The 21,308-nt window shown below is 36.4% G+C and carries 15 protein-coding genes; 3 read left to right on the forward strand and 12 right to left on the reverse strand.

From position 1 onward, the window contains the following. Nucleotides 1-52: 52 nt before the first annotated feature. On the reverse strand, nt 53-1,207 hold the full coding sequence (locus AB5M32_RS11695; protein WP_178286795.1) for an AI-2E family transporter: 1,155 nt from the start codon (nt 1,205-1,207) through the stop codon (nt 53-55). Nucleotides 1,208-1,215: 8 nt separating this feature from the next. Next, a complete protein-coding gene (locus tag AB5M32_RS11700) occupies nt 1,216-1,569 on the reverse strand; it encodes a PTS glucitol/sorbitol transporter subunit IIA (RefSeq protein WP_034699568.1) in 354 nt (117 codons plus the stop codon). Between the two features lie 136 nt (nt 1,570-1,705). Between AB5M32_RS11700 and AB5M32_RS11705 the strand changes: the two genes are divergently transcribed. Then, nucleotides 1,706-2,737 (forward strand): lactonase family protein, encoded by a 1,032-nt coding sequence (locus AB5M32_RS11705; protein ID WP_010720033.1) that lies wholly within the window; start codon nt 1,706-1,708, stop codon nt 2,735-2,737. Between the two features lies 1 nt (nt 2,738). After that, nucleotides 2,739-2,900, forward strand: coding sequence for a hypothetical protein (locus AB5M32_RS11710; protein WP_010720034.1), 162 nt, complete (start codon nt 2,739-2,741; stop codon nt 2,898-2,900). 401 nt (nt 2,901-3,301) lie between these two features. Here the strand turns inward: AB5M32_RS11710 and AB5M32_RS11715 are convergent, their stop codons facing one another. The 6 genes from AB5M32_RS11715 to AB5M32_RS11740 all read right to left on the reverse strand — a co-directional run bounded on the left by AB5M32_RS11715 (nt 3,302) and on the right by AB5M32_RS11740 (nt 11,103). Beyond that, nucleotides 3,302-3,736, reverse strand: a complete 435-nt coding sequence (locus AB5M32_RS11715; protein ID WP_178286797.1) for a hypothetical protein — start codon at nt 3,734-3,736, stop codon at nt 3,302-3,304. A gap of 93 nt (nt 3,737-3,829) precedes the next feature. Then, the gene (locus AB5M32_RS11720; protein WP_178287305.1) at nt 3,830-5,680 is read right to left on the reverse strand and encodes an LTA synthase family protein; all 1,851 of its coding nucleotides are present in this window, start codon (nt 5,678-5,680) and stop codon (nt 3,830-3,832) included. A gap of 538 nt (nt 5,681-6,218) precedes the next feature. Beyond that, complete coding sequence (gene nadE / locus AB5M32_RS11725) at nt 6,219-7,043, reverse strand: ammonia-dependent NAD(+) synthetase (protein WP_010720037.1); 825 nt, start codon at nt 7,041-7,043, stop codon at nt 6,219-6,221. 12 nt (nt 7,044-7,055) lie between these two features. After that, a complete protein-coding gene (locus tag AB5M32_RS11730; protein ID WP_010738428.1) occupies nt 7,056-8,528 on the reverse strand; it encodes a nicotinate phosphoribosyltransferase in 1,473 nt (490 codons plus the stop codon). A gap of 422 nt (nt 8,529-8,950) precedes the next feature. Continuing rightward, a complete protein-coding gene (locus AB5M32_RS11735) occupies nt 8,951-9,673 on the reverse strand; it encodes a toxin Cry1Ac domain D-VI-related protein (RefSeq protein ID WP_231105532.1) in 723 nt (240 codons plus the stop codon). 1,061 nt (nt 9,674-10,734) lie between these two features. Then, the gene (locus AB5M32_RS11740) at nt 10,735-11,103 is read right to left on the reverse strand and encodes a DUF1827 family protein (RefSeq protein WP_063626561.1); all 369 of its coding nucleotides are present in this window, start codon (nt 11,101-11,103) and stop codon (nt 10,735-10,737) included. A 197-nt stretch (nt 11,104-11,300) separates the two neighbouring features. On the opposite strand from AB5M32_RS11740, the gene AB5M32_RS11745 reads away from it, so the two are divergent. After that, the gene (locus AB5M32_RS11745; protein WP_034699548.1) at nt 11,301-12,059 is read left to right on the forward strand and encodes a MerR family transcriptional regulator; all 759 of its coding nucleotides are present in this window, start codon (nt 11,301-11,303) and stop codon (nt 12,057-12,059) included. Between the two features lie 226 nt (nt 12,060-12,285). Here AB5M32_RS11745 and AB5M32_RS11750 read toward each other — a convergent pair whose 3' ends face one another. The 4 genes from AB5M32_RS11750 to AB5M32_RS11765 all read right to left on the reverse strand — a co-directional run bounded on the left by AB5M32_RS11750 (nt 12,286) and on the right by AB5M32_RS11765 (nt 21,288). Further along, the gene (locus AB5M32_RS11750; RefSeq protein WP_178286799.1) at nt 12,286-13,209 is read right to left on the reverse strand and encodes a LacI family DNA-binding transcriptional regulator; all 924 of its coding nucleotides are present in this window, start codon (nt 13,207-13,209) and stop codon (nt 12,286-12,288) included. Nucleotides 13,210-13,225: 16 nt separating this feature from the next. Then, entirely contained in the window at nt 13,226-13,498 is a 273-nt protein-coding gene (locus AB5M32_RS11755; protein WP_178286801.1) for a hypothetical protein, read from the reverse strand. Between the two features lie 1,036 nt (nt 13,499-14,534). Further along, nucleotides 14,535-14,801: a hypothetical protein gene (locus AB5M32_RS11760; RefSeq protein WP_207432817.1), complete on the reverse strand. Its 267-nt coding sequence runs from the start codon at nt 14,799-14,801 to the stop codon at nt 14,535-14,537. Nucleotide 14,802: 1 nt separating this feature from the next. Continuing rightward, entirely contained in the window at nt 14,803-21,288 is a 6,486-nt protein-coding gene (locus tag AB5M32_RS11765; protein WP_368024471.1) for a putative mucin/carbohydrate-binding domain-containing protein, read from the reverse strand. Between the last annotated feature and the right edge of the window lie 20 nt (nt 21,289-21,308).

The following is a 21,308-nucleotide window of genomic DNA, read 5'->3' on the forward strand; positions in this document are numbered from 1 at the left end:
CTATTTTCGCTTTCTTCGTTTTTTTAGTCATGTGTTTTTAGTGCACAATTGGTTAGTCACTTTGTTTTTCTTCATATAAACTAGAGATAGTTGTATACCATTCAAAAACATGTGAGATAACCACTTTTGCTGCAGCATATACTGGAATACCTAAAATCACACCGACGATTCCAAACAGCTTCCCAGAAGTTAATAAAACTAATAAGATCGTGACCGGATGGATCGCCAATTGATTCCCTAAGACTAATGGAGAAATCAATCGTCCTTCAATCGTTTGTTCTAAAGCAAACACGATCAATACTTTGATCAACATGATCGGTCCCGCCACGATTCCTAAGAATATTGCCGGGATCATTGCTAAAAATGAGCCTAGATAGGGAATCAAATTTAAAAAACCGGCAATGATCCCTAAGGTGACTGCATAATCGAGTCCAATGATCGCAAATCCAATCATAAACATGATCGCTACTGCAAAAGCCACCGTCAATTGTCCACGGATATAAGAAGAAACTTGATCGTTCATTTCACTTAATACTTTCAAAGTTGGTTTTCGCATACGTGTTGGTAGGAAATTCACAAAATAAGGGGCAAGTTGCTTGCCATCTTTCAATAAGTAGAAAAGGATAAACGGCATAGTTAGCAAAGCAACAATAATCGTAGCAACTGCTCCCACAAAACTTCCTAAACTTTGAACCGTACTTTTTGAAATATCTTGGAGCATATCACCTGCTGAACTCATGAACTTATCGCCAGTAGCTTCCAATTGTTCCCTAAATTGGTTGAATAGAGGATCTCTTAGTATTTCTGTCAATTTATTATCGATCGTATCCACATATTGAGGAAAATGATTGATAAAACTCACGGTTTGCTCTTGGATTTTAGGAATGATTACCACTGTTCCCCAAGCAATCAGTGCCACGACTAATACAAATAACCCGATGATGCTATAGAGCCTTGGAACTTGGCGCTTTTCCAAATAGTCAACAACTGGATTCATCAAATAATACAAAATTGCCGCTAAAATAATGGGTAAGCCAACGATCGCCAGGAATTGCCAGATCGGGGCAAATAGATAGGACACCTTAGTAAATAAAAAAACGATCAATAAGATCAAAAGTACTACTAATAACGCAGTAACGACTTGATTATTTAAAAACCATCGCCAAAACCAAGAGACTGGTTTTGATCGCTTGTTTTTTCCTTCCATAATCTCACCTACTTGTATTTGATTTGTGTACCGACATGAATCTCAGGTAACTGATGTGGTGTTAAGTAAAGACCGTTCACAATACTATTTTCCTCAGAATAATGATCAAAAATCAGCGTAACATGCCCTACTGTGTTTAAATTTTCATTTGCCAATCTTCCCACATGTTCAATCTGATATTCTTGTTGATCAAAAAAAAGTGAATCCCCTTTTTTTAATGAAAATTTTTCGGTAGAAGTAATCTTTTGGATCACTGAATAGTTACGTAGTGTAGTTGTTGCTGTTCGATCAAATAAAATCAAGATCGGTTCTTGTTCACTTACTGCATTTTCTCCGATTTCTTTGATGGTTGCATGAATCATTTTATTCTCTCCTTTGTTACAAATTCTGTCGCTCAACTCTATATTCAGTATAACATATTCTCATTGTTTAACTCTCCTGTTTGAAATGTGCTAAAATAAACAAGGAACCTATTTCATACATTCTAGGAGGGATAAAATGAAAGAAAAAATCATTTTAGGGACGTACACAAGACGTGTGAGTGAAGGAATTTATACCATTGAATTAGATACAGAAAAAGCAGAAGTCTCAGGATTGAAGCTAGCTGTAAAAGAAAATAGTCCAACTTACTTAGCAAAAAGTGAAGCTGGTAATCTTTATAACGTCACAAGTCTGGACGGTTTAGGTGGGATCGGGGCTTACGATCAAGAATTCCATTTTTTGAATGCGGTAACAGAATCAGGCGCTCCTTTATGTTACGTTGCAGTTGATGAATCACGTCAATTAGTATATGGTGCTAATTATCATAAAGGTGAAGTCAATGTTTATCGTATTTTAGACGATGGAGGTCTCGAAGCAACTGATGCCGTTTTTCATCAAGAAGCAACTGGTCCTCATAAAAATCAAGACCATGCACATGTCCATTATACTGATTTAACTCCAGACAACCGCTTAGTGGTTTGTGACCTAGGAACGGATCGGGTCTATACGTACGATGTATCTGATCAAGGAAAATTAACTATAGTTTCTGAATTTGTGGCAGAACCTGGAACTGGTCCCCGGCACCTTGTCTTCCATCCTGCAAATGAAACCATTGCTTACCTATTTGGTGAACTTGATAGTACTGTTCGTGTGCTTTCGTATAATAAAGCCCAAGGCAGCTTTGAAGAAAAACAAAAAATTAGTACACTACCAGATGATTTTCAAGGAGAAAATGGTGGTGCTGCAATTCGTATTTCAGATGATGGTCGATTTGTATATGCTTCCAATCGTGGCCATAACTCAATTGCAGTCTTTGCAGTTTCTGAAAAGGAGCAACTGTTGGAATGTATCCAAATTATTTCTACTGAAGGCGATTTCCCTAGAGATTTCGCTTTAGATCCTACGAACGACTATGTCTTATGTGCCAATCAAAATACCGATAATCTTACGCTTTTCGCGCGAAATAAAGAGACTGGTTTACTAGAATTACGCCAAAAAGACATCTATGCACCAGAATGTGTCTGTGTTTATTTTGAAAAGGAGCAGTAACATGAACAAAGATGAAGTATTGGATCGATTACGGGAAGAGTTAGAAATTCCTTTTTTCCAAGGAAAGTTAGAAGAAAAAGAATATAGTGAAGCAGATTATCAAAAATTAAAACAAGATTTACTTCAATATTTTGATGATTATGTCAGAAATGTTGAAAATTAATAAGTGATCGGAAAAGCGTTACTTGATTTGATCATGACGAAAACTCGAAACAAGTTTTTCACGTTTCGAGTTTTTTTGCTTAGTGCTGAAACTCCGCCGGGTATATTATTTGTTCATCCGAACTACATTGTTTTCGGTGAACGATTTGTTGAGAGCAGCCTCTATAAGTTGAACTTGAATATGGAGGGATTGAGTTGAACTGAGACAAACGATCGGTAAATAGCAAAAACCGTCAAGTTGGTTAGGCTTGACGGTAAAAGTGAATTATTCGATCGAGTAATTCAAAATTGTTGTTGGTATAGGTTACTTTCATATAATAAGTGATTGACTGATTTTTTTCATAAAAAACATATGATAATTAAATTAAAACACTCTATTTTTCAATGAAACTTTATACTGTTTTATTTTTTCAACAATAAATTTGTCATTTTTTGGATGGCTGAAGAAATATTTTCTGTCGCTTGATCCTGTTTTTCTTCAGAAGCATCAAATAAATCATGGTCAACTCCAGACTCTGGTTGGATACTTTGAGTCATTTCTTCACAACCAGCCACGTAGGAAGTATAGGCTTTTTCAAAACTTTTATGAATACCCATTACTTTTGCTGGTGGTCGCAAATGACTGATTTTTTTCAATATCACACGATATTTTTTTGTTCCTTCTTCAAACAAATGAACGATTTCAGCTAACTCTTCTGGAGACAAGTCTTCTGTTTTTTTCTGATCAATCGCTTCTCTGATCACTTGATATTTTGGATGCATCTGTTCACCGATCTCTTCCGTCTCTTTGACCATTCGATCGACTGATTGTACATAATAACCAATATTTGGTAACATTCTTTCTCCTACTTTCGATTTTATTTCTCTTTTATTTTACCTTTTTTTAGCACAATTGAATAGGCTTTCTACCCAGAGTAATAAAGTCATATGTTATTTTTCAAAAAAATTTGTTTGCAAACTGTATTTTTCTCCAGAAACAATATCATATTGAATCATCTGATAGGCTTGATAAAGTTCTGCTTGTTTTTTGTTTAATTGTGCTTCCCGATGCCATTGCCCCTCTTGGTAGTATAGTTCTCGCTCAAACGCTGGTAATTCATTTTGAAGTGCCAACAATAATTGATAAAACCCAGTTGTCTGTTGATTAGTCTGATTCATCAAGTCAGCAGCAAAATAAAAGGGACTTGTAACAGGAGCTTCGGTTTTTTCTAATTCTCCTTGACTATCAAACATCAAAAACTGTGTTTCGTGTAAGGTGTGTTTCTCATTACTATTTTGAATGGTGTCAGAATAGATCCCTGGTAAATGATCTCCCCAGAAAACAACTAGTGTTCTTCTTGATAACTTCTTCAGTTCTTCCGTGAACGCTTTTAAGGATTGGCTACTATACGAAATATCTTGAAGATAATTTTCTAAACTACTTATCCCACTATTATCCTCTGTTTTGGCTGTATATTCGAGCTGCTGATATTTTCCATCATAAGGCATATGGGTTTGCATCGTCACAAGATGGATAAATTGGGGTGTATCGTCCTCTTTTAAAAGATCCATCACTTCTTGATAAGCAGAAGCATCAGAAATGTAGGGATTATCTTCAATGGTGTCTGTATACGTCATCGTATTTTCACTAATAAATTCATCAAAACCTAAAACCTCGTAAACATCTTTTCTTTTGTACATCGAGGTGTTATAAGGATGGATCGCAGTCGTATGATAATTTTGATCTTTCAATGTTGAAACGATCGAAGGTAATTGATTCATTTTGGGTACTAGCATTGTGTAGGGTGTTGTTAATTGAGCATTGAATAGTCCCATTGAAAAACCAGTTAATGCTTCAAATTCGATATTGGCTGTTCCCCCACCATAATTTTGAGAAAGCATCTGACCACTATAAGTCTGATCAGCCACCGCATAATAATCTGCCAAAGGATCACCGGTAATTTCCACCCCATTCAAACGACTAGGATCTGAAAAACTTTCGCTCATCACATAAATGATATTCGGTTGTTCTTCTGAGGCAGTTTTATTTTTTTCATCTGCCAGCTTTTGATAGTGTGATGTAATTTCCTTGATTTTTTCTTCGGAGTACCCTTTTGGCTTTTCCATTGGATCGATTTTTAAATTGTATAAGAAACCACCAATAAAACCTGTATTATAATAATTCATCTTTTGACTATAAGGAATCCACAAAGCCGTTTTGTTATATGCTTTACGTAATAAATTATTTGGGTTATTGAAATGACTAATATAAATTAGCGCAAAGATCGTAGTAAATAATGTGATCACTCGGATGGCTTGAAATTTCTTGTCTTTCTTAAAACTCCGATAGATAGCCCAACAACCACCTGCTACCACCAATAGAATCATTCCTGCTAATAGATAAAACGAGATTGTGCCTGTCATATCTTTTAATAAACCAAACTCTTTGATCATCTTTAGGTCGTCGGGATAAATCGGTTCTTGTCGATAGGTCATTTTTAAATAGTTTGCGTAACCTAATATTCCAATGCCAACAAGATAAAAGAATGTTCCAAAGAGAAAAGAACCTAATACTGCCACTAAAAAAAGGAAGATCATTAATAACACTAAACAAGCTAATAAAAATTTTTCCGTATGCCACGAGAAAGCAAATTTTACAGCTAAATCAAAAGAAAGATCGTTTTGACACCATTGTAAATACAAATTACTTAGTCCAACGACAAAAACGATACTTATCGCCACTAATGTATATTTTAACCAATTTTTCTGTTTGACAGACAATTGATTGAGACTATCTTTTATATGTCTTTTCAAATGGATACTCCTTTAATTCATTTATTATTCGATACCGCTTTCCTTATTTTAATGATTTCCAGATAACAAGTAAAGAACTGTCTACAAACCCTTATCATTTTTTATTCGTTGTCCGATTTGATCGTTCATAAATTGTTGACCATTCAATATCGTGTTGCAAAAACATAACAATAGTATGCAAGTAGTGACTTATAAAAAAGGCGTTAAAAAATCCTCCATGCGTTTATAATCTTAATTAATAGTACTTCATTGACGTACTACTACAGAATAGAACTGAAACCCAATGAATAGCTATTTTTAATCTTTTGTCTTAAATCTTGAAAAAGAACATGCGGTTCATATTCTCTTGATAATAGAAATAACCCGCTATATCCAGAAAATGCGAGAAGCTGTTTTCGGATATAGCAGGTTATTTTTCCATCTGAACTTTACTATGACAACCTTATTTTTTACTAAATGACGAGTTCATTAAAAACAAGCAATGTTACTTCATTCATTGGTGTGATCTTCAACAAAGTTTTTAGGCTTATTTCCAAAAATCATCTAACACCGAGATAGGTAAGTGTCGTTTATGCTGAGTTTTGTTCCACCAAGCTTCAATTTTTTGTTTGGCATCTGTTGGAACTTCTTTACCTTCTAAATAATCATCAATCTCAGTGTAAGTAACACCTAAAGCAACCTCATCGGCGATCAACGGCTTGCCATCTTCCAAATCAGCTGTTGGGATTTTGGTATAAAGTTTCTCAGGTGCCCCTAGTTCTTGTAATAATTGTTTTCCTTGACGTTTGTCCAAGCGGAATAATGGTAACAAATCGGCGCCACCGTCGCCATACTTTGTAAAGAAACCAGTAATGTTTTCAGCTGCATGGTCCGTTCCCAAGACTGCTCCTGCATGCCCACCTGCAATTGCATACTGTGTGATCATCCGTTGACGAGCTTTGATATTTCCTTTATTGAAGTCACTGACTTCGATCCCTGCAGCGACTAATTCAGCAACTTGCGCATCGACAGCAGGTTTGATATTCACTCGTAGGCGAACGTCAGGCTGGATAAACTCAACTGCAGCTTTCGCATCCTCTTCGTCTACTTGTTCGCCATAAGGTAAGCGTACAGCGATAAATTGATAACGATCGTCTTGTGTTTCTTCACGCATTTCTTCCATTGCTAATTGAGCCAAACGTCCCGCTAACGTAGAATCTTGTCCCCCACTGATTCCTAAAACAAAGGTTTTTAAGAAAGGATATTTCTTTAAATAAGCTTTCATGAAATCAATACTAGTTCGAATCTCACCTTGTGGATCAATGGTTGGTTTGACACCTAATTCTTGGATAATCTCTTCTTGTAAGCTCATTCTTTTTCCTCCTTAATATTCATTGTATAAAGTAGCTACATTTTTCTTCATCCGTTCCATCGTAGCCATTTTATGATTCCAACAATCTGTTGATAAATCAACTGGGTATTTTTGTGGATTAAGGTCACGTTTGTACTCTTCCCACAGTGAATCAAGGTTATCACGTGTATATGCTTTGATTTCATCTAAAGTTGGTAATTCATAGACCCGTTCGCCCTTCACGAAAATATCTTGTAAGATAGGTCGAGCTGTAAAGTCACGCACCGTTTTATTGATAAAGGTATGCACAGGATGAAACATAAAAATCTCTGCTTCCTCTCTAGGATCTTCATCCCAAAGCGTAACGTAGTCTCCTTCTGATTTGCCATCAAAATTGCGAGTGATTCGCCACACTTGTTTCTTGCCAGGAGTTGTTACTTTTTCTGCATTGCTGGAAAGCTTGATTGTATCGATCATTTTGCCCTCTTTATCTTCAATTGAAACCAATTTGAAGACTGCACCAAGCGCAGGTTGGTCATAGGCTGTAATCAATTTCGTTCCTACACCCCAAACGTCGATTTTAGCTTTTTGCATTTTTAAATTTAAAATCGTTGCTTCATCTAAATCATTTGAAGCATAAATTTTAGCCTCAGTGAAACCAGCAGCATCTAATTGTTCACGAACACGTTTCGAAATATACGCCATGTCGCCACTATCGATACGAACCCCAAGGAAATTGATTTTATTGCCTAATTCTTTTGCTACACGGATCGCACTAGGCACACCAGATTTCAAGGTGTCGTAAGTATCAACTAAGAACACGCAGTCTTTATGAGTTTTCGCATAAGCCATAAACGCTTCATAATCATTTCCATAAGATTGAACAAGTGCATGCGCATGCGTTCCACTTGCAGGAATCCCAAAGATTTTCCCAGCTCTGACATTACTAGTAGCATCTGCTCCACCGATGTAAGCAGCTCGAGTTCCCCAAACAGCAGCATCCAATTCTTGCGCTCTTCTAGTACCAAATTCTAACAATGGATCATCGCCGATCACTGATTTGATTCTTGCTGCCTTCGTAGCGATCAACGTTTGAAAGTTCACCATATTCAGTAGGGCTGTTTCAATCAATTGACAATGTGCTAACGGACCTTCCACTTGGATCAATGGTTCATTGGCAAACACTAATTCACCTTCACGCGCCGAGCGGACAGTAGCTTTAAATTTAAATTCTTTTAAATATGTTAAAAAACCTTCTGGGTAGATGTCCATTTTGCGTAAGTATTCAATGTCTGACTCACTAAACGTCAAATTTTCTAAGTATTCCACAAGACGTTCTAATCCTGCAAACACGGCATACCCATGGTTAAATGGCATATCACGGAAATAGCATTCAAAAACAGCGTGGAGATCCGCACGACCTAATTCCCAGTACGTTTGCATCATGTTGATTTGGTATAAATCAGTATGCAACGTCAAACTGTCATCTGGGTAAATTTTATTCATCTTTATATTACTCCTCTTGGCAAGTTTTCATTTCTTATCCATTATAACAAAAAAACGCTAGAGTAGAAGAAATCTTGATTATTTTCTGAAAAAGGACAAATGAAAATAAATTTATAACCCAGAACAATAATGAACCAACCTCAAAAAATTTAGACTAAAAAGTGACCTTTTTGGGGGTCGACTTTTTTATGGTTACAGACAATTTTGAAGTGAAATTAAAAGTTGTCCAATCTTCCATGATTTTTCCGAAAAAAATGACTTTAATCACCGCTTCTCTCATAAAAGACTACAGACATTAGGCTGTTCGCCCTCCGTACAGCGCAGAGAACAAACAGCCTATGTCAATTTGTTTACTTCCCACTTTTAGGTGTCGTGCCTATAGGAATATTTAAAGAAGTGAAAGGTTATAAACTTTCTATTTTTTATAAATGAACAGATAGTGCTAATAAACTTTCCGCCTTCTTGCATAAATTACTTAAATGAACGATGTCGCATTTTCCTACAGCCTTAAGAATCAGCGTTCTAGATTCTTTGATCGTTTCAGTTGTTGTGTTTGGAGATAATGTGGTATATGTATTGTCGGTAAATAAATGGTTTACAGCCTCTACAGCATTTTGGACAGCTGAATCTACTGAATTAGTACTTTCTAATAACAAGCTTTCTGCCTTCTTGCATAAATTACTTAAATGAACGATGTCACATTTTCCTACGGTCTTAAGAATCAGCGTTCTAGCTTCTTTGATCGTTTCAGTTGTTGTGTTTGGAGATAATGTGGTATATGTATTGTCGGTAAATAAATTGTTTACAGCCTCTACAGCATTTCGGACAGCTGAATCTACTGAATTGGTACTTTTTAATAACAAGCTTTCCGCCTTCTTGCATAAATTACTTAAATGAACGATGTCACATTTTCCTGCGGTCTTAAGAATCAGCGTTCTAGCTTCTTTGATCGTTTCAGTTGTTGTGTTTGGAGATAATGTGGTGTATGTATTGTCGGTAAATAAATGGTTTACAGCCTCTACAGCGTTTCGGACAGTTGAATCTGAGACAGTTACTTGTTGAGCTGCATTAACTGTCATGGTATTTATTGTCCCAGCGCTAATGCACAAAAACGAGGTTAATAATAATAGTTTACTATGTTTCATCAAATCAATCCTTTTATGTTTTATTTTTTATCATGACATCCTAAAGTTCATATTCTCTAACCATTAATAAATGTCGGTATTGATTTTTCTCCAAGTAATCGGATAATTATGTTTATTCAATAATAGATGTCTGAATGGGTTTAAATTTAATTATCATCTAAATAAATCATCCTTGGATTCAATAGAGATCTAATAATACATAGTTACATAAACTTAATTTTTTTTCCTAAATAAAAATATTACACTTTGCACTTTCTTATATATTTAACGACCTCCCTTTATCTATAGTAATAAGATTTATGTAACGTATCTCCCGACACTTAGCATTATATACTGATAAAGAGGTACCATCATAAATTTTTTTTTATATTTTAATAAGTATTAGGAAAGATTTATAGTTTAATGTTGGAATTGTTGTAATAAACTAGATAAAAAATGAAGGAAAATCGAGGATTTCTATTATGCCAAGAGATTCAGTTGATAAAGTAAGTAAAATTGTTGCCGTCAACCTAATGATCGAAGAATAATTTTTTGCGAAAGAAGTTAGCCTGTAGCTAAAAAAACAGGCTCACCGCTTGTATCGTTGGATTCAAGAAGTTAAAAAATATAAAGCAAGTGCGTTTCTTAGAAAAGGGAACGCACTTTTTGATGCTCATGATGACATGAAGAAGTTAGAACAAGAAAAGCATTACTTAAGAGAGGAACGAGGCTTATAAAAAAGTTCCTAGTTTTTTTGAAGTCAAACAAGCGTCCGATTTCCAGTTCAAAAAAACAGAAAGAAGTTTTCTTCTTTCTGTTGAATTTATCCTAAGATTTCTCGTTACCAACCTCGTTGGACAAAGAGACTCAATTCAGAGACATCACCTCAAACTCAGATGGAAATATTTAAATGTATTAAAACTTACTACAATACTAAAGGGATGCATTTTGCCCTTAGTCATCCATCCCTAGAGACCTTGAAAAAAATTTTTTCTCTTGTTCTCTGAACCAAGTATCTAGTTTTTCTTAACAGCTCCAATTTTGAGACCGGTACACAACTTACTCATTTGCAGAAGACTGTTTTATTTGTCCTCCACTGAACGACCTACTTTCTGTTCAACAATAACGATATCTTTATTTGGTCGTTTGAATTGGACACCTGCTCGTTCTAAGTCTTGTTTTACACCAATATGGACCTTGACGTCTTCACGTTCTGCTTTCAAAATACGACGGATTGCAAAATCAATTTCTTGCTTGGTGATTTTTTTCTTCGTATTAATCATCAATAATTGGGATTTTTCATACGTATCAATGTATAAAATCTGTGTTCGATCAAGCGAATAAAGTTTATAGTATTTGATGGCTTTGCTACTAAAGAAAAAATCTACTACTTTAGGATAAAACGTCTTAATATTTAAATTACTTGTAACTGGCGTTTCGATTAATTTCATCTTATTCCTCTTTTCTATTATTATTTATAACAAGCGCCCAACAAAGGAATCGCTTTCAACATGACATATTTAAAGCAGAAAAATTCGTTTTTCTACTTTACTTATTATAACATAAAAATAAACACAAAAAAATATTCAAAATTTCTTGACCTTCTAGTTACGTCAAGGAATAAGATCATTCTATAAGGAAGTTAAGCATGGAATATACTATAAAAAAAATGGCAGAAATTTCTGGTGTTAGTCCTCGTACCCTGCGTTTTTACGATCAGATCCACTTACTGAAACCATCACGGGTGACTGAGTCTGGCTATCGGATCTACACTAGCCAAGAAGTTGACCGACTACAACAGATTTTGTTTTATCGCTCCCTTGATTTTAAGTTAGAACAAATTGCAGAAATTTTAGATAATCCAGCTTTCGATCATCGACAAGCGTTGATCCAACATCAAGAAATGTTACAAGAAAAAAGAAAACAGCTCGACACACTATTAATGACTATTCAACATACACTGGAGAGTTACGAAGGAGGAAAACCAATGAAAGATCATGAGAAATTTGAAGGATTTAAAAAACAAAAAATAATGGAAAATGAAACAAACTATGGACAAGAAATACGAGAAAAATATGGAGACGACACCGTTGAGAAAGCAAATAAAAAATGGCAAAATATGTCTGAAGAAAAATTTGAAGAAATGCAGTCTTTAGAAAAACAACTCTTAGCTGATTTGACAGCTTATTTACAATCAGACTCTGATCAAAAACTAGCATTGAAACTATTTGAAGAACACAAAAAATGGCTTACTTTTAGCTGGCCTTCTTATAGTTCCGAAGCTCATCGTGGCTTAGGCTTATTGTATATTTCTGATGAACGATTCACCGCTTACTATGATGAGCGTTGTGGAAACGGAGCTGCCCAAGCATTGAATACGATCATTCAAACATACGCGGTTGAATAAGTTGTCTTTGAGTGGACGTTCATTTTAGGAAATAAGTAGCGAAGATCTCACTTTGTGATCCATCCTGTCAGAATGCAGACACCACATTCTTTCATAATCCATTGACGTCAAAAAGAAACCGAAGCAATCACAAAAATAGGAGAAACTATTTTTGGCTATTCGGTTTCTTTTTTAGGTTTTTGCGTTACTTCGATCTACTTTTGATTCCGCATTAAAACCATTTCGACTATCGCACAATAAATCGATAAGGAATTTTGATTTGATCTTTTTTTTCTTCGATAAAAAGTAGAAAGGCCGTTTCTCCACACTCTCTTAAGCCATGGTCAATCGTAGAAAAAGACATTAGCTCACTGATCAACAGATTATCACGACCAACAAGACGGTTTTTACTTTCTAAGATGGAGCTTTGCAATATACCGGCAGCAACTGTATCTGAATTAGTGAAGACACCATCTACCTTTTTTTCTTTAAAATACGTCGCTGCATTCACCCCTTGTTCATAGTCAATACAGTTCCAAAAAACATTTTCCTCTTTGAAATCGGGAAATATTTTTTTACAAAGTTCCAACGTCACTTTTGTATTAAAACTAAGACGACCACTTCTTCCTAAAGTAACGCCAAGCTTTTCCACGCCTTGTTTTTTTAAATACAATAATGCTTCAGTAATAGATTGTTCACGATCGATAAACACGCAACCAGCTTCTGTTTCTTTTATTTCTTCACAAAAAATGATTGGCCCATACTTTTGATAAGAGAGCAATACATCTAAACTGTTGGCACGAGAAGTAACGATCAAACCATCAAATCGTTTACCTGCAAATTCTTCTAAATACATTCTCTCTCTTTCTGCCTGATAATTTGTTGGTAGCAAGGTCACCTGATAATCTTCGTTGAAGGCGACTTCAATGATCCCACTAAGCAATTGATCGAAATAAGGATGATCCGTATAAGGCAGAATAACACCAACATTTTTTGTTTTTCCATAACTGAGCTGTCTGGCACTTGCATTAGGAACATACGATAACTCATTAATGACGGATAGAATCTTGGCACGTTTTGTTTCGTCAACATAAGGATGATTATTGATCACCCGTGAAACGGTAGAGACAGAATAGCCCGTCAGTTTTGCAATATCTCTGATGTTTGTCATGCTTTACTAAAACCACCTATGCAAAAAGATTTTCTTGTAAATAGTCTACCACAGCATGCCCACATTCAAAAAATTGATAGAACGTTCCATCATATTCAAAGCTAATACGTTGCCCACCCAGATACGTATCTTTTGCCAATCCACTAATTTCATCTAAAGGAATTTTTTTCATTACCGTTTTATTTAACCCTTGAGGACTAGACAATTCAAGTATTGTTTCTTTAAATTCAACAAAAGCATAAAAATAGTCATTCGTAGCGCCATTGGTCGTTTTGATATAAGTATTCATCAGTAATTCCTCCTTTTTGATGAATTGAGTATAGCTTATGAAACGCGTCTCATAGCAAGATCTTTGCTTCACCTTCTAAAAAAACGAGCAATACGATACATACTTTTGTCTGCGAATCTTTAAACTTGTCTTTGAATTTTTAAAAAGCAGAACTTTATTTTAATTATCTAGAAAAATAAGTTCAAGTACCTCATTCAAACTCTGTTACTATGCATTTAAACCAGTAAATGAGAGGAGTTTTTCAATTGTATAAAAAGCAAAAAAAAGCAGGTATACTGAAAAGAATACTGAGACTAATAAAGAAGAAAATAAAGGCCATACTACAACGCATAAGACTATTAAAAATATTGAGAAGAAAACATCGAATAAACGAACGAATGTCTAACCTAGTAAACATTAACGAATACTGCCTAGTAGAGAAACCTATGCCATTAAAAAGTACAAAGGAAAATAATCACTCCTTGTTGTCTAAGAATGAGAATCTGAAAAATATGAAGAATATAAAGAAGAAAAAAAAAGACAAAAATAGTAGCACATCAAGATCCTCTAGCTTCACGTATATAGGTCGTTCTAGAACATAAGCAACTATCCGCATCGAATGATTGATTAAAAAAATAATCTTTCATATTTTTGCACCCTTTAGCTTGTAATAAAAAAAGAGAGCCCTTATTACATAAGGGTTCTCTTAGACTCCATACTTTTGATATATTGTGAAATATACCTGTGGCGCAACCCACTACAGAAGCTCCATAAAAATTTTTATTTTCACTTAAATAGAATGTACCTCGTTTACCAAAACCAAAATCATCTAATATATACAATTTTGAAAAAAGTTTTAGATTTCAACAAGCAATTATCTCTAGCAGGTCACCTTTCTCTTAGAATAAGAAGAAAAAATATTTTACTTTAGCAATCAATAAAAAACTGAAGTAAGTCATTTTATGCAAGATTGAGATGTATGATTTTCTATCCTAAATACCCCTAACTATCTTTTTACAGTTAGGGGTACCTAGAATCCATCTTAACATTGGATAGCTTATTTATTTTTCTTTATGTGCTTATCTTTTACTCCTATAAATATCAATAGAATAAGAATGGTTCCAACCTTTTGTAGATAACCCATCCTCATATCGCCTGTTTGGGGCAACCTCCCAGTTTTTTTCGGGATAAATCGTACGGAAACATTATTTTCATATATTTTTTCCATATCAATTGTATCAGCAGCTATCTTTTGCGGTGTGAAAAAAACGAGTATCATAACGAGCATCAATAGAATGCTGTTTTTCTTAAAATTTATCCTCACGTTAGTTCACTCCCTGACTTGGATCTGCTACCAGTTCCCAATTGATCGTTGTCCTATAGGTATCTTCGTTTGCCTCTAATGAATTCGGTACTTGAAGCTCTACACCAGGTGTATGATTCGTTCCAAATGAGATAGTAGTGTTACCAACTGGATGGCTTCCTACCGAGCTATTTAAGACATAGTTTGCAATTTCTATAGGTTGCGTATTTAAATTTACTTCGTTTTGCGTATGAAGATTGGCTGCTTGATCACTTTGGCTGACAATATTATGAAGCCTAATTTCCACTCCTCTTAGTTCATCTCCATTAGAATTTTGAAATGAAGCACTTTGATATGCTTGAAGAGACCAGTTGCTTGTACCAATATAGTCAGATAACTGTAATCCCAACGGAGTATCTTCTTCATTCAAAGCTGTAACTATCTGGCGACGATTACTTTTTCTGATAGTACCGAAATCAAAATTGGATACATTTGTTATCTTACGCGTACCTTCTACTGTAAATGGTACTTCATAAGCCATCTGGACATACTTGCCATTGCTCAATTTCTCTTGAACTTGGATTGTTCCTGTGGTTTGCCCTAAGCTTGATCGATCTGGGTATCTCGTAAACCCAACCACTTCGACATTTGGTGCGTTGCTCAGATTTAAATAAGAAGCAGCTTGTTGGGCCAATTGTTCATCGGTCATGTTTTGACTAATCAGCCCTGTACGAGGTGTTACTCGATCAATCAACACTTGGCGATAACCGGTTGGTGTTAGTTCAAGGTAAGCAATATTGTCTTTATGTGACAATGCTCCTTCTATCTCGTTATTGAAGATTCTTAACCGTTCCCGTGCTTCCGCATGATACACTTTTAGAATATCTCCATATTCAATTGAAATCGTTCCGATACCACTTACATGCCCATTGACACCTCTGCTACCAGCGGCTTCATAATTCTTTTTAATACTTAATTCATCCAACGACTGCTGACTAGCTGTATTTCTTAGTACTTCCAATGAGTAATACAATTCTGGAAAATCAGGATGGATAGGTGCTACTCCAATATTATCTCCACGACGCGCTACAATCTTATTTTCTCCAGGTAAATAGGCTAATGCTCCCGCTGAGCGATCTGCTTCTCCTCTAAAAAGAAGAGTTTCTCCCCACCTAATGGTTAGATGAACCTGTACTTGAATCCGTTCACCAGAAGCTTTATGCACGACTGTCACCATAGTATATCTTCTTCCTGGCACATCAAGATCGTGTCTAGGATCGTACTCGAATTCATAAGCATCTCTTGCTAAAACAGTATTATTGTACTTGACTTCATTCACTGCTTTTTCTAAATCAAGGGTTTCACCAAGTGTTAATACTTGTGCCATGGTAGTGGCTTCCAATCCTTGATGAACAGTAAATAGTACATCGTAGTTCATTTGAATATAGTTGCCATTACTTAGTTTTTCTTGAACTCGGATTGTCCCTAGCGTTTGACCTTGTCTTGATCGGTCTGGGTATCTCGTAAACCCGACTACTTCAACGTTTTTAGCATTACCAAATTCAAGATATGTTTCTACTGCTGCATCTAATTGTTCGTCACTCATCGTTTGTGAGATTGTTGTGTTTTTAGGGCTTAGCTGATTAATGAACAACAATCTTAATCCATCATTCGTGGTTTCATAATAGGTTGTTTGATTGACGAATCCATTGTTTTCGTGAACATCCACTTCAACACTATCGGTATACAAACTCATCATTCTGCCAGCACTTAACGATTCCTGATGATAAACTTCTACAACATCTCCAACTTGAACATTATTTACACCGAAATCATCTATAATATCAAACTTATAGTCTCGTCCATAATACGTAAAGTTTCTTTGATAGTTTGGTAAGTCCAGTGCTATATTTTGTTGTCCTGAAATCAAGCCTATTTTCAAATAAGCGGCGTCAAAAAAGAGACCTGTATGAAGCTGAAGATTTCTGTCTTCTGAACCTTTTGTTCCGATCAATTGTAGTTGATTTCCAGCTCTTATTAATGAAAGTCCTAAACTTTCATGACGAGCTGTCCCTTTCAAAATCAGCGTATTCCCCCAATGAATAGTTACAGGAATTTCCACTTCAATAGTTTCAGCCGATACTTTGTGTGTGATGGACGCGTTAATCGTACGACTACCAACTAAATTCATGATTCCGTTTTCGCTGACTTTTACTTCAAAGTCATTGTTAGATAAGGCTTGACCATTATATTTAACATCTTTGACTACTTGGCTTGGATCAATTGTTTCACCTAAGTTTAATACTTGTGAAACGGCAGTTGCTTCTAACCCAGCCGTCACCGTAAATGGCACATCGTAGGTCATTTGGACATAGTTGCCATTACTTAGTTTTTCTTGAACCTGGATTGTCCCTGTTGTTTGTCCTGGTCTTGATCGGTCTGGATATTTCGTAAAGCCGACCACCTCTACATTTGGTGCGTTGTTTAAATTTAAATAAGAAGCCACTTGCTGGTCCAATTGTTCATCAGTCATTCGACGACTAATTGTTCCTGTACGAGGCGTTACCCGGTCGATCAATACTTGACGGTAACCGGTCGGCGTCAATTCCAAGTAAGCTATATTATTGCTATGGGACAAGGCACCTTCTGTTTCATTATTGAAAATTCTGAGTCGCGTACGTGCTTCTGCATGATACACCTTTAAAATATCCCCGTAACTGATTGTTTGGCTACCAAAATTCTGTTTATTTTGTTCAGCATTCCATGTACCTGGCGAGGAGAACTTATAATACTCAGGTAATTCTGTTAAATTTTGACGATTGGCCGAATTACGCAATAAAGAGATACTGAAGTATTCATTTGGAAAATTAGGGTGTGTAGAAGCCAACGTTTCATAACTTCCACGTGTCATCGCCAGTCGTCGCTCTGATGAAACATAAGCAAGTGCTCCCCCTGAACGATCACCGATACCTCGGAACATAATGGTATTACCCCATCTAATGGTAACAGGTACGTTCACTTGGATTCGTTCTCCTGTCGCTCTATGAACGACTGTTACTACTGTATTTCTACTTCCCGCTACATCAAGATCTTGTCCGGGATCATACTCTAATTCATAAGCATACCTTGCTAAAACAGTATTATTGTACTTGACTTCATTCACTGCTTTTTCTAAATCAAGGGTTTCACCAAGTGTTAATACTTGTGCTATGGTAGTGGCTTCCAATCCTTGATGAACAGTAAATGGTACTTCATAAGTCATTTGGACATACTTGCCATTACTTAATTTCTCTTGAACTTGGATTGTTCCTGTGGTTTGCCCTAAGCTTGATCGATCTGGGTAACTCGTAAACCCAACCACTTCGACATTTGGTGCGTTGCTCAAATTCAAATAAGAAGCAGCTTGTTGATCCAACTGTTCATCGGTCATTTGACGACTAATTGTCCCTGTACGAGGTGTTACTCGATCGATCAATATTTGGCGGTAACCAGTTGCTGTTAATTCAAGGTAAGCAATGTTGTCTTTATGTGACAAGGCACCTTCTGCTTCGTTATTAAAGATTCTCAATCGACCTTGCGCTTCTGCATGGTACACTTTTAAAATATCTCCATGTTCAATCGAAATCGTTCCAATATCACGGATATGCTCATTTACATCTCTATTTCCAGTTGCTTCATAACTAGTAACTGTATTCAACTCATTTAGCGCTTGTTTTGAATCCGTATTTCTTAATACTTCTAATGAATAATACATATCTGGAAATCCTGGATGGATCGGGGCTGCCCAGGTATAGTCTCCACGACGAGCCACAAGTTTATTTTCTCCAGGTAAATAGGCCAATGCTCCTGCTGAGCGATCTGCCTGCCCTCTAAACAGAAGGGTTTCTCCCCACGTAATTACTACAGGAACTTGCACTTGGATTCGTTCACCAGAAGCTTTATGAACGACTGTTACTGTTGTGTTTCTGCTTCCTGGCACATCCAGATCTTGGCCAGTATCATACTCGAATTCATAAGCATCTCTTGCTAGAACAGCATTGTTATATTTTACTTCCCCCACTGCTTTTTCTAAATTAAGAGATTCACCTAACGTTAATGATTGAGCCACAGGAGTGGCTTCTAGCCCCTGATGGACAGTAAATGGCACATCGTAGGTCAGTTGGATATAGTTGCCATTACTTAGTTTTTCTTGAACCTGAATTGTCCCTGTCGTTTGTCCTAAACTTGATCGGTCTGGATATCTTGTAAAACCAACCACCTCGACATTTGGTGCATTACTCAAATCTAAATAAGAAGCCACTTGCTGATCCAATTGTCCATCAGTCATTCGACGACTAATTGTCCCTGATTTAGGCGCTACTCGATCGATCAATACTTGGCGGTAACCTGTCGGTGTTAATTCCAAGTAAGCTATATTGTCTCTATGTGACAAGGCACCTTCTGCTTCATTATTGAAGATCCTTAATCGTTCTTCAGCTTCTTCATGATGCACTTTTAAGATATCCCCGTAATTGATGGTTCGGCTACCGAAATTCTGCTTATTTTGTTCAGCATTCCACGTACCTGGTGAGGAAAACTTATAATATTCAGGTAACTCTGTAAAGTTCTGTCGATTAGCTGAATTACGCAACAAAGAGAGATTGAAGTATTCATGTGAAAAAAGAGGATGTGTAGGAGCAAGAGTTTCATAACTTCCACGTGTCATCGTCAATCGTTGCTCTGATGGAACATAAGCAAGCGCTCCTCCCGCACGATCATTAACACCTCGGAACATAATAGTGTTACCCCATCTTAGCGTTATCGGTACACTAAAATCAGTAGATTCTCCACTAGTATTATGTGTTACTTTCACCGATAGATCTCTTGTACCAGCCACATCTAAAACTGTTCCTAATTGAAAATCAAGGGTATATTGATTGCTATTTAATGTTGTGCCCCTGTAACGAACATTTGATATAGATTTATTAATATCAAATGTTTCACCAACTAATAGATTCTGATGGGTGATATCTGCTTGAATCCCATCTTGCACATTAAATGGTACTTGGTAGTCCTTATAGACAAAGTTTCCTGTCGATAACTGTTGACGAACACGAATAACGCCATTACTTGTCCCTGTTCTGGAACGATCAGGATACGTAACAAATCGTTCAATTTGTGAACCCGCAGCACGACTCATATCTAAATAATTTGCTAGACTAGCATCTAATTGTGCGTTTGTTGTGTTTGTACTTATTGTTGCTTGACGTGGTGTCGCTCTATTAAAAGTTAACTGTCGATAACCTGAATTTGTTAGTTCAAGATAGCCTCTATTTCCATCACGTGAATCTGCGACAGAGCCAAATCCTTGTACATTTCCGCTTGAAAGAGTGCCTACTCTATTCGGTTGTGTGTGAAATACCTCGACTACATCGCCATATGCAAGCGCTGGTTTAGATGCTGAATTATATTTTGTACGTAAAGTATCTACTGTATCTCCACCATTAGCAGTAAACGAAAAAATAGGATTGATATTTTCTATTGTTTGTGCTACACCTGGTCGTCTTACCGAAAACGTATAGAACATTCCAGCATTTGATGACATAGTTGAAGAATTTCTTTCATGACGTTTAAATTCTATCTGTCGTGTTTGTGGATTATATAAAAACACACCTCCTGAACCTTGTGTTGCTCCCATGTAGATAGCATTATTATTTCCATTTGACCATAGCACTCGAACGTATCCATATAGATCAATCCAGCCATGAGGCGCAACTTCATCTGTAATTCGAACGGTAAATCTTGCACCCGAATTTCCTGTAGAAGCATTCGCAATATCGTCATCTGGAAATTCAATAATTTGATAATGTAAAGGAGCAGTATACTCCGGCCAGAAAAGCAGCTCTCTTTTCTCTAACCTTACCAAAAATCCCATGTGTCGGCTTCTATCGTTAAGAATTTCATCAGATGCTCCAGAAATCAACATAGCATGTCTAAATGGCTGAAAAGAATCCCCATCCCATGTGTCTCCAATAAAATGCGTTGCATTAATAGCATTAAGCCATGTAGACCGCCAAGCCTGCGCAGTAGGTAAAACTGAAGCATTACCTGCACTGTCCCGTAGCCGCAGCGCTCCTTGAGAATTCCCTGCACCTGGACCCGGCCCACCTGTAGGCGGAGCAGAGAAACTTTGTAGTATACTTTCATTTTCTAGTACATTTTTTATGTCAGTTTCACTTGTCTTCTCAGCGCTACCAGCTTCTTCATCACTTTTACTTTCAGAATCATCCGCATTTTCTTCACTTTCGGATACAGAAGGAGAATCATCTTTATCTTCTTTTTCAGAAATATTTTCAGACGCAACTGTATCTTCCGGCAAAGAAGTAGTGTCTTCTGTTTCTTCTAATTCTGAAACAGGTTGGGGGCTTTCATCTTCTAAGAAACTTTCAGCATACACCATATATATAGAAGGAGATATGGCTTGACTTAGCATGCACACTATTCCTAAAAATGTAATCAGCTTCTTCATTAGTCATCTCCTCTATCTCT

Origin of the sequence: Enterococcus sp. C57 (assembly GCF_040887305.1) — a bacterium.
GTDB lineage: Bacteria > Bacillota > Bacilli > Lactobacillales > Enterococcaceae > Enterococcus_B > Enterococcus_B hirae.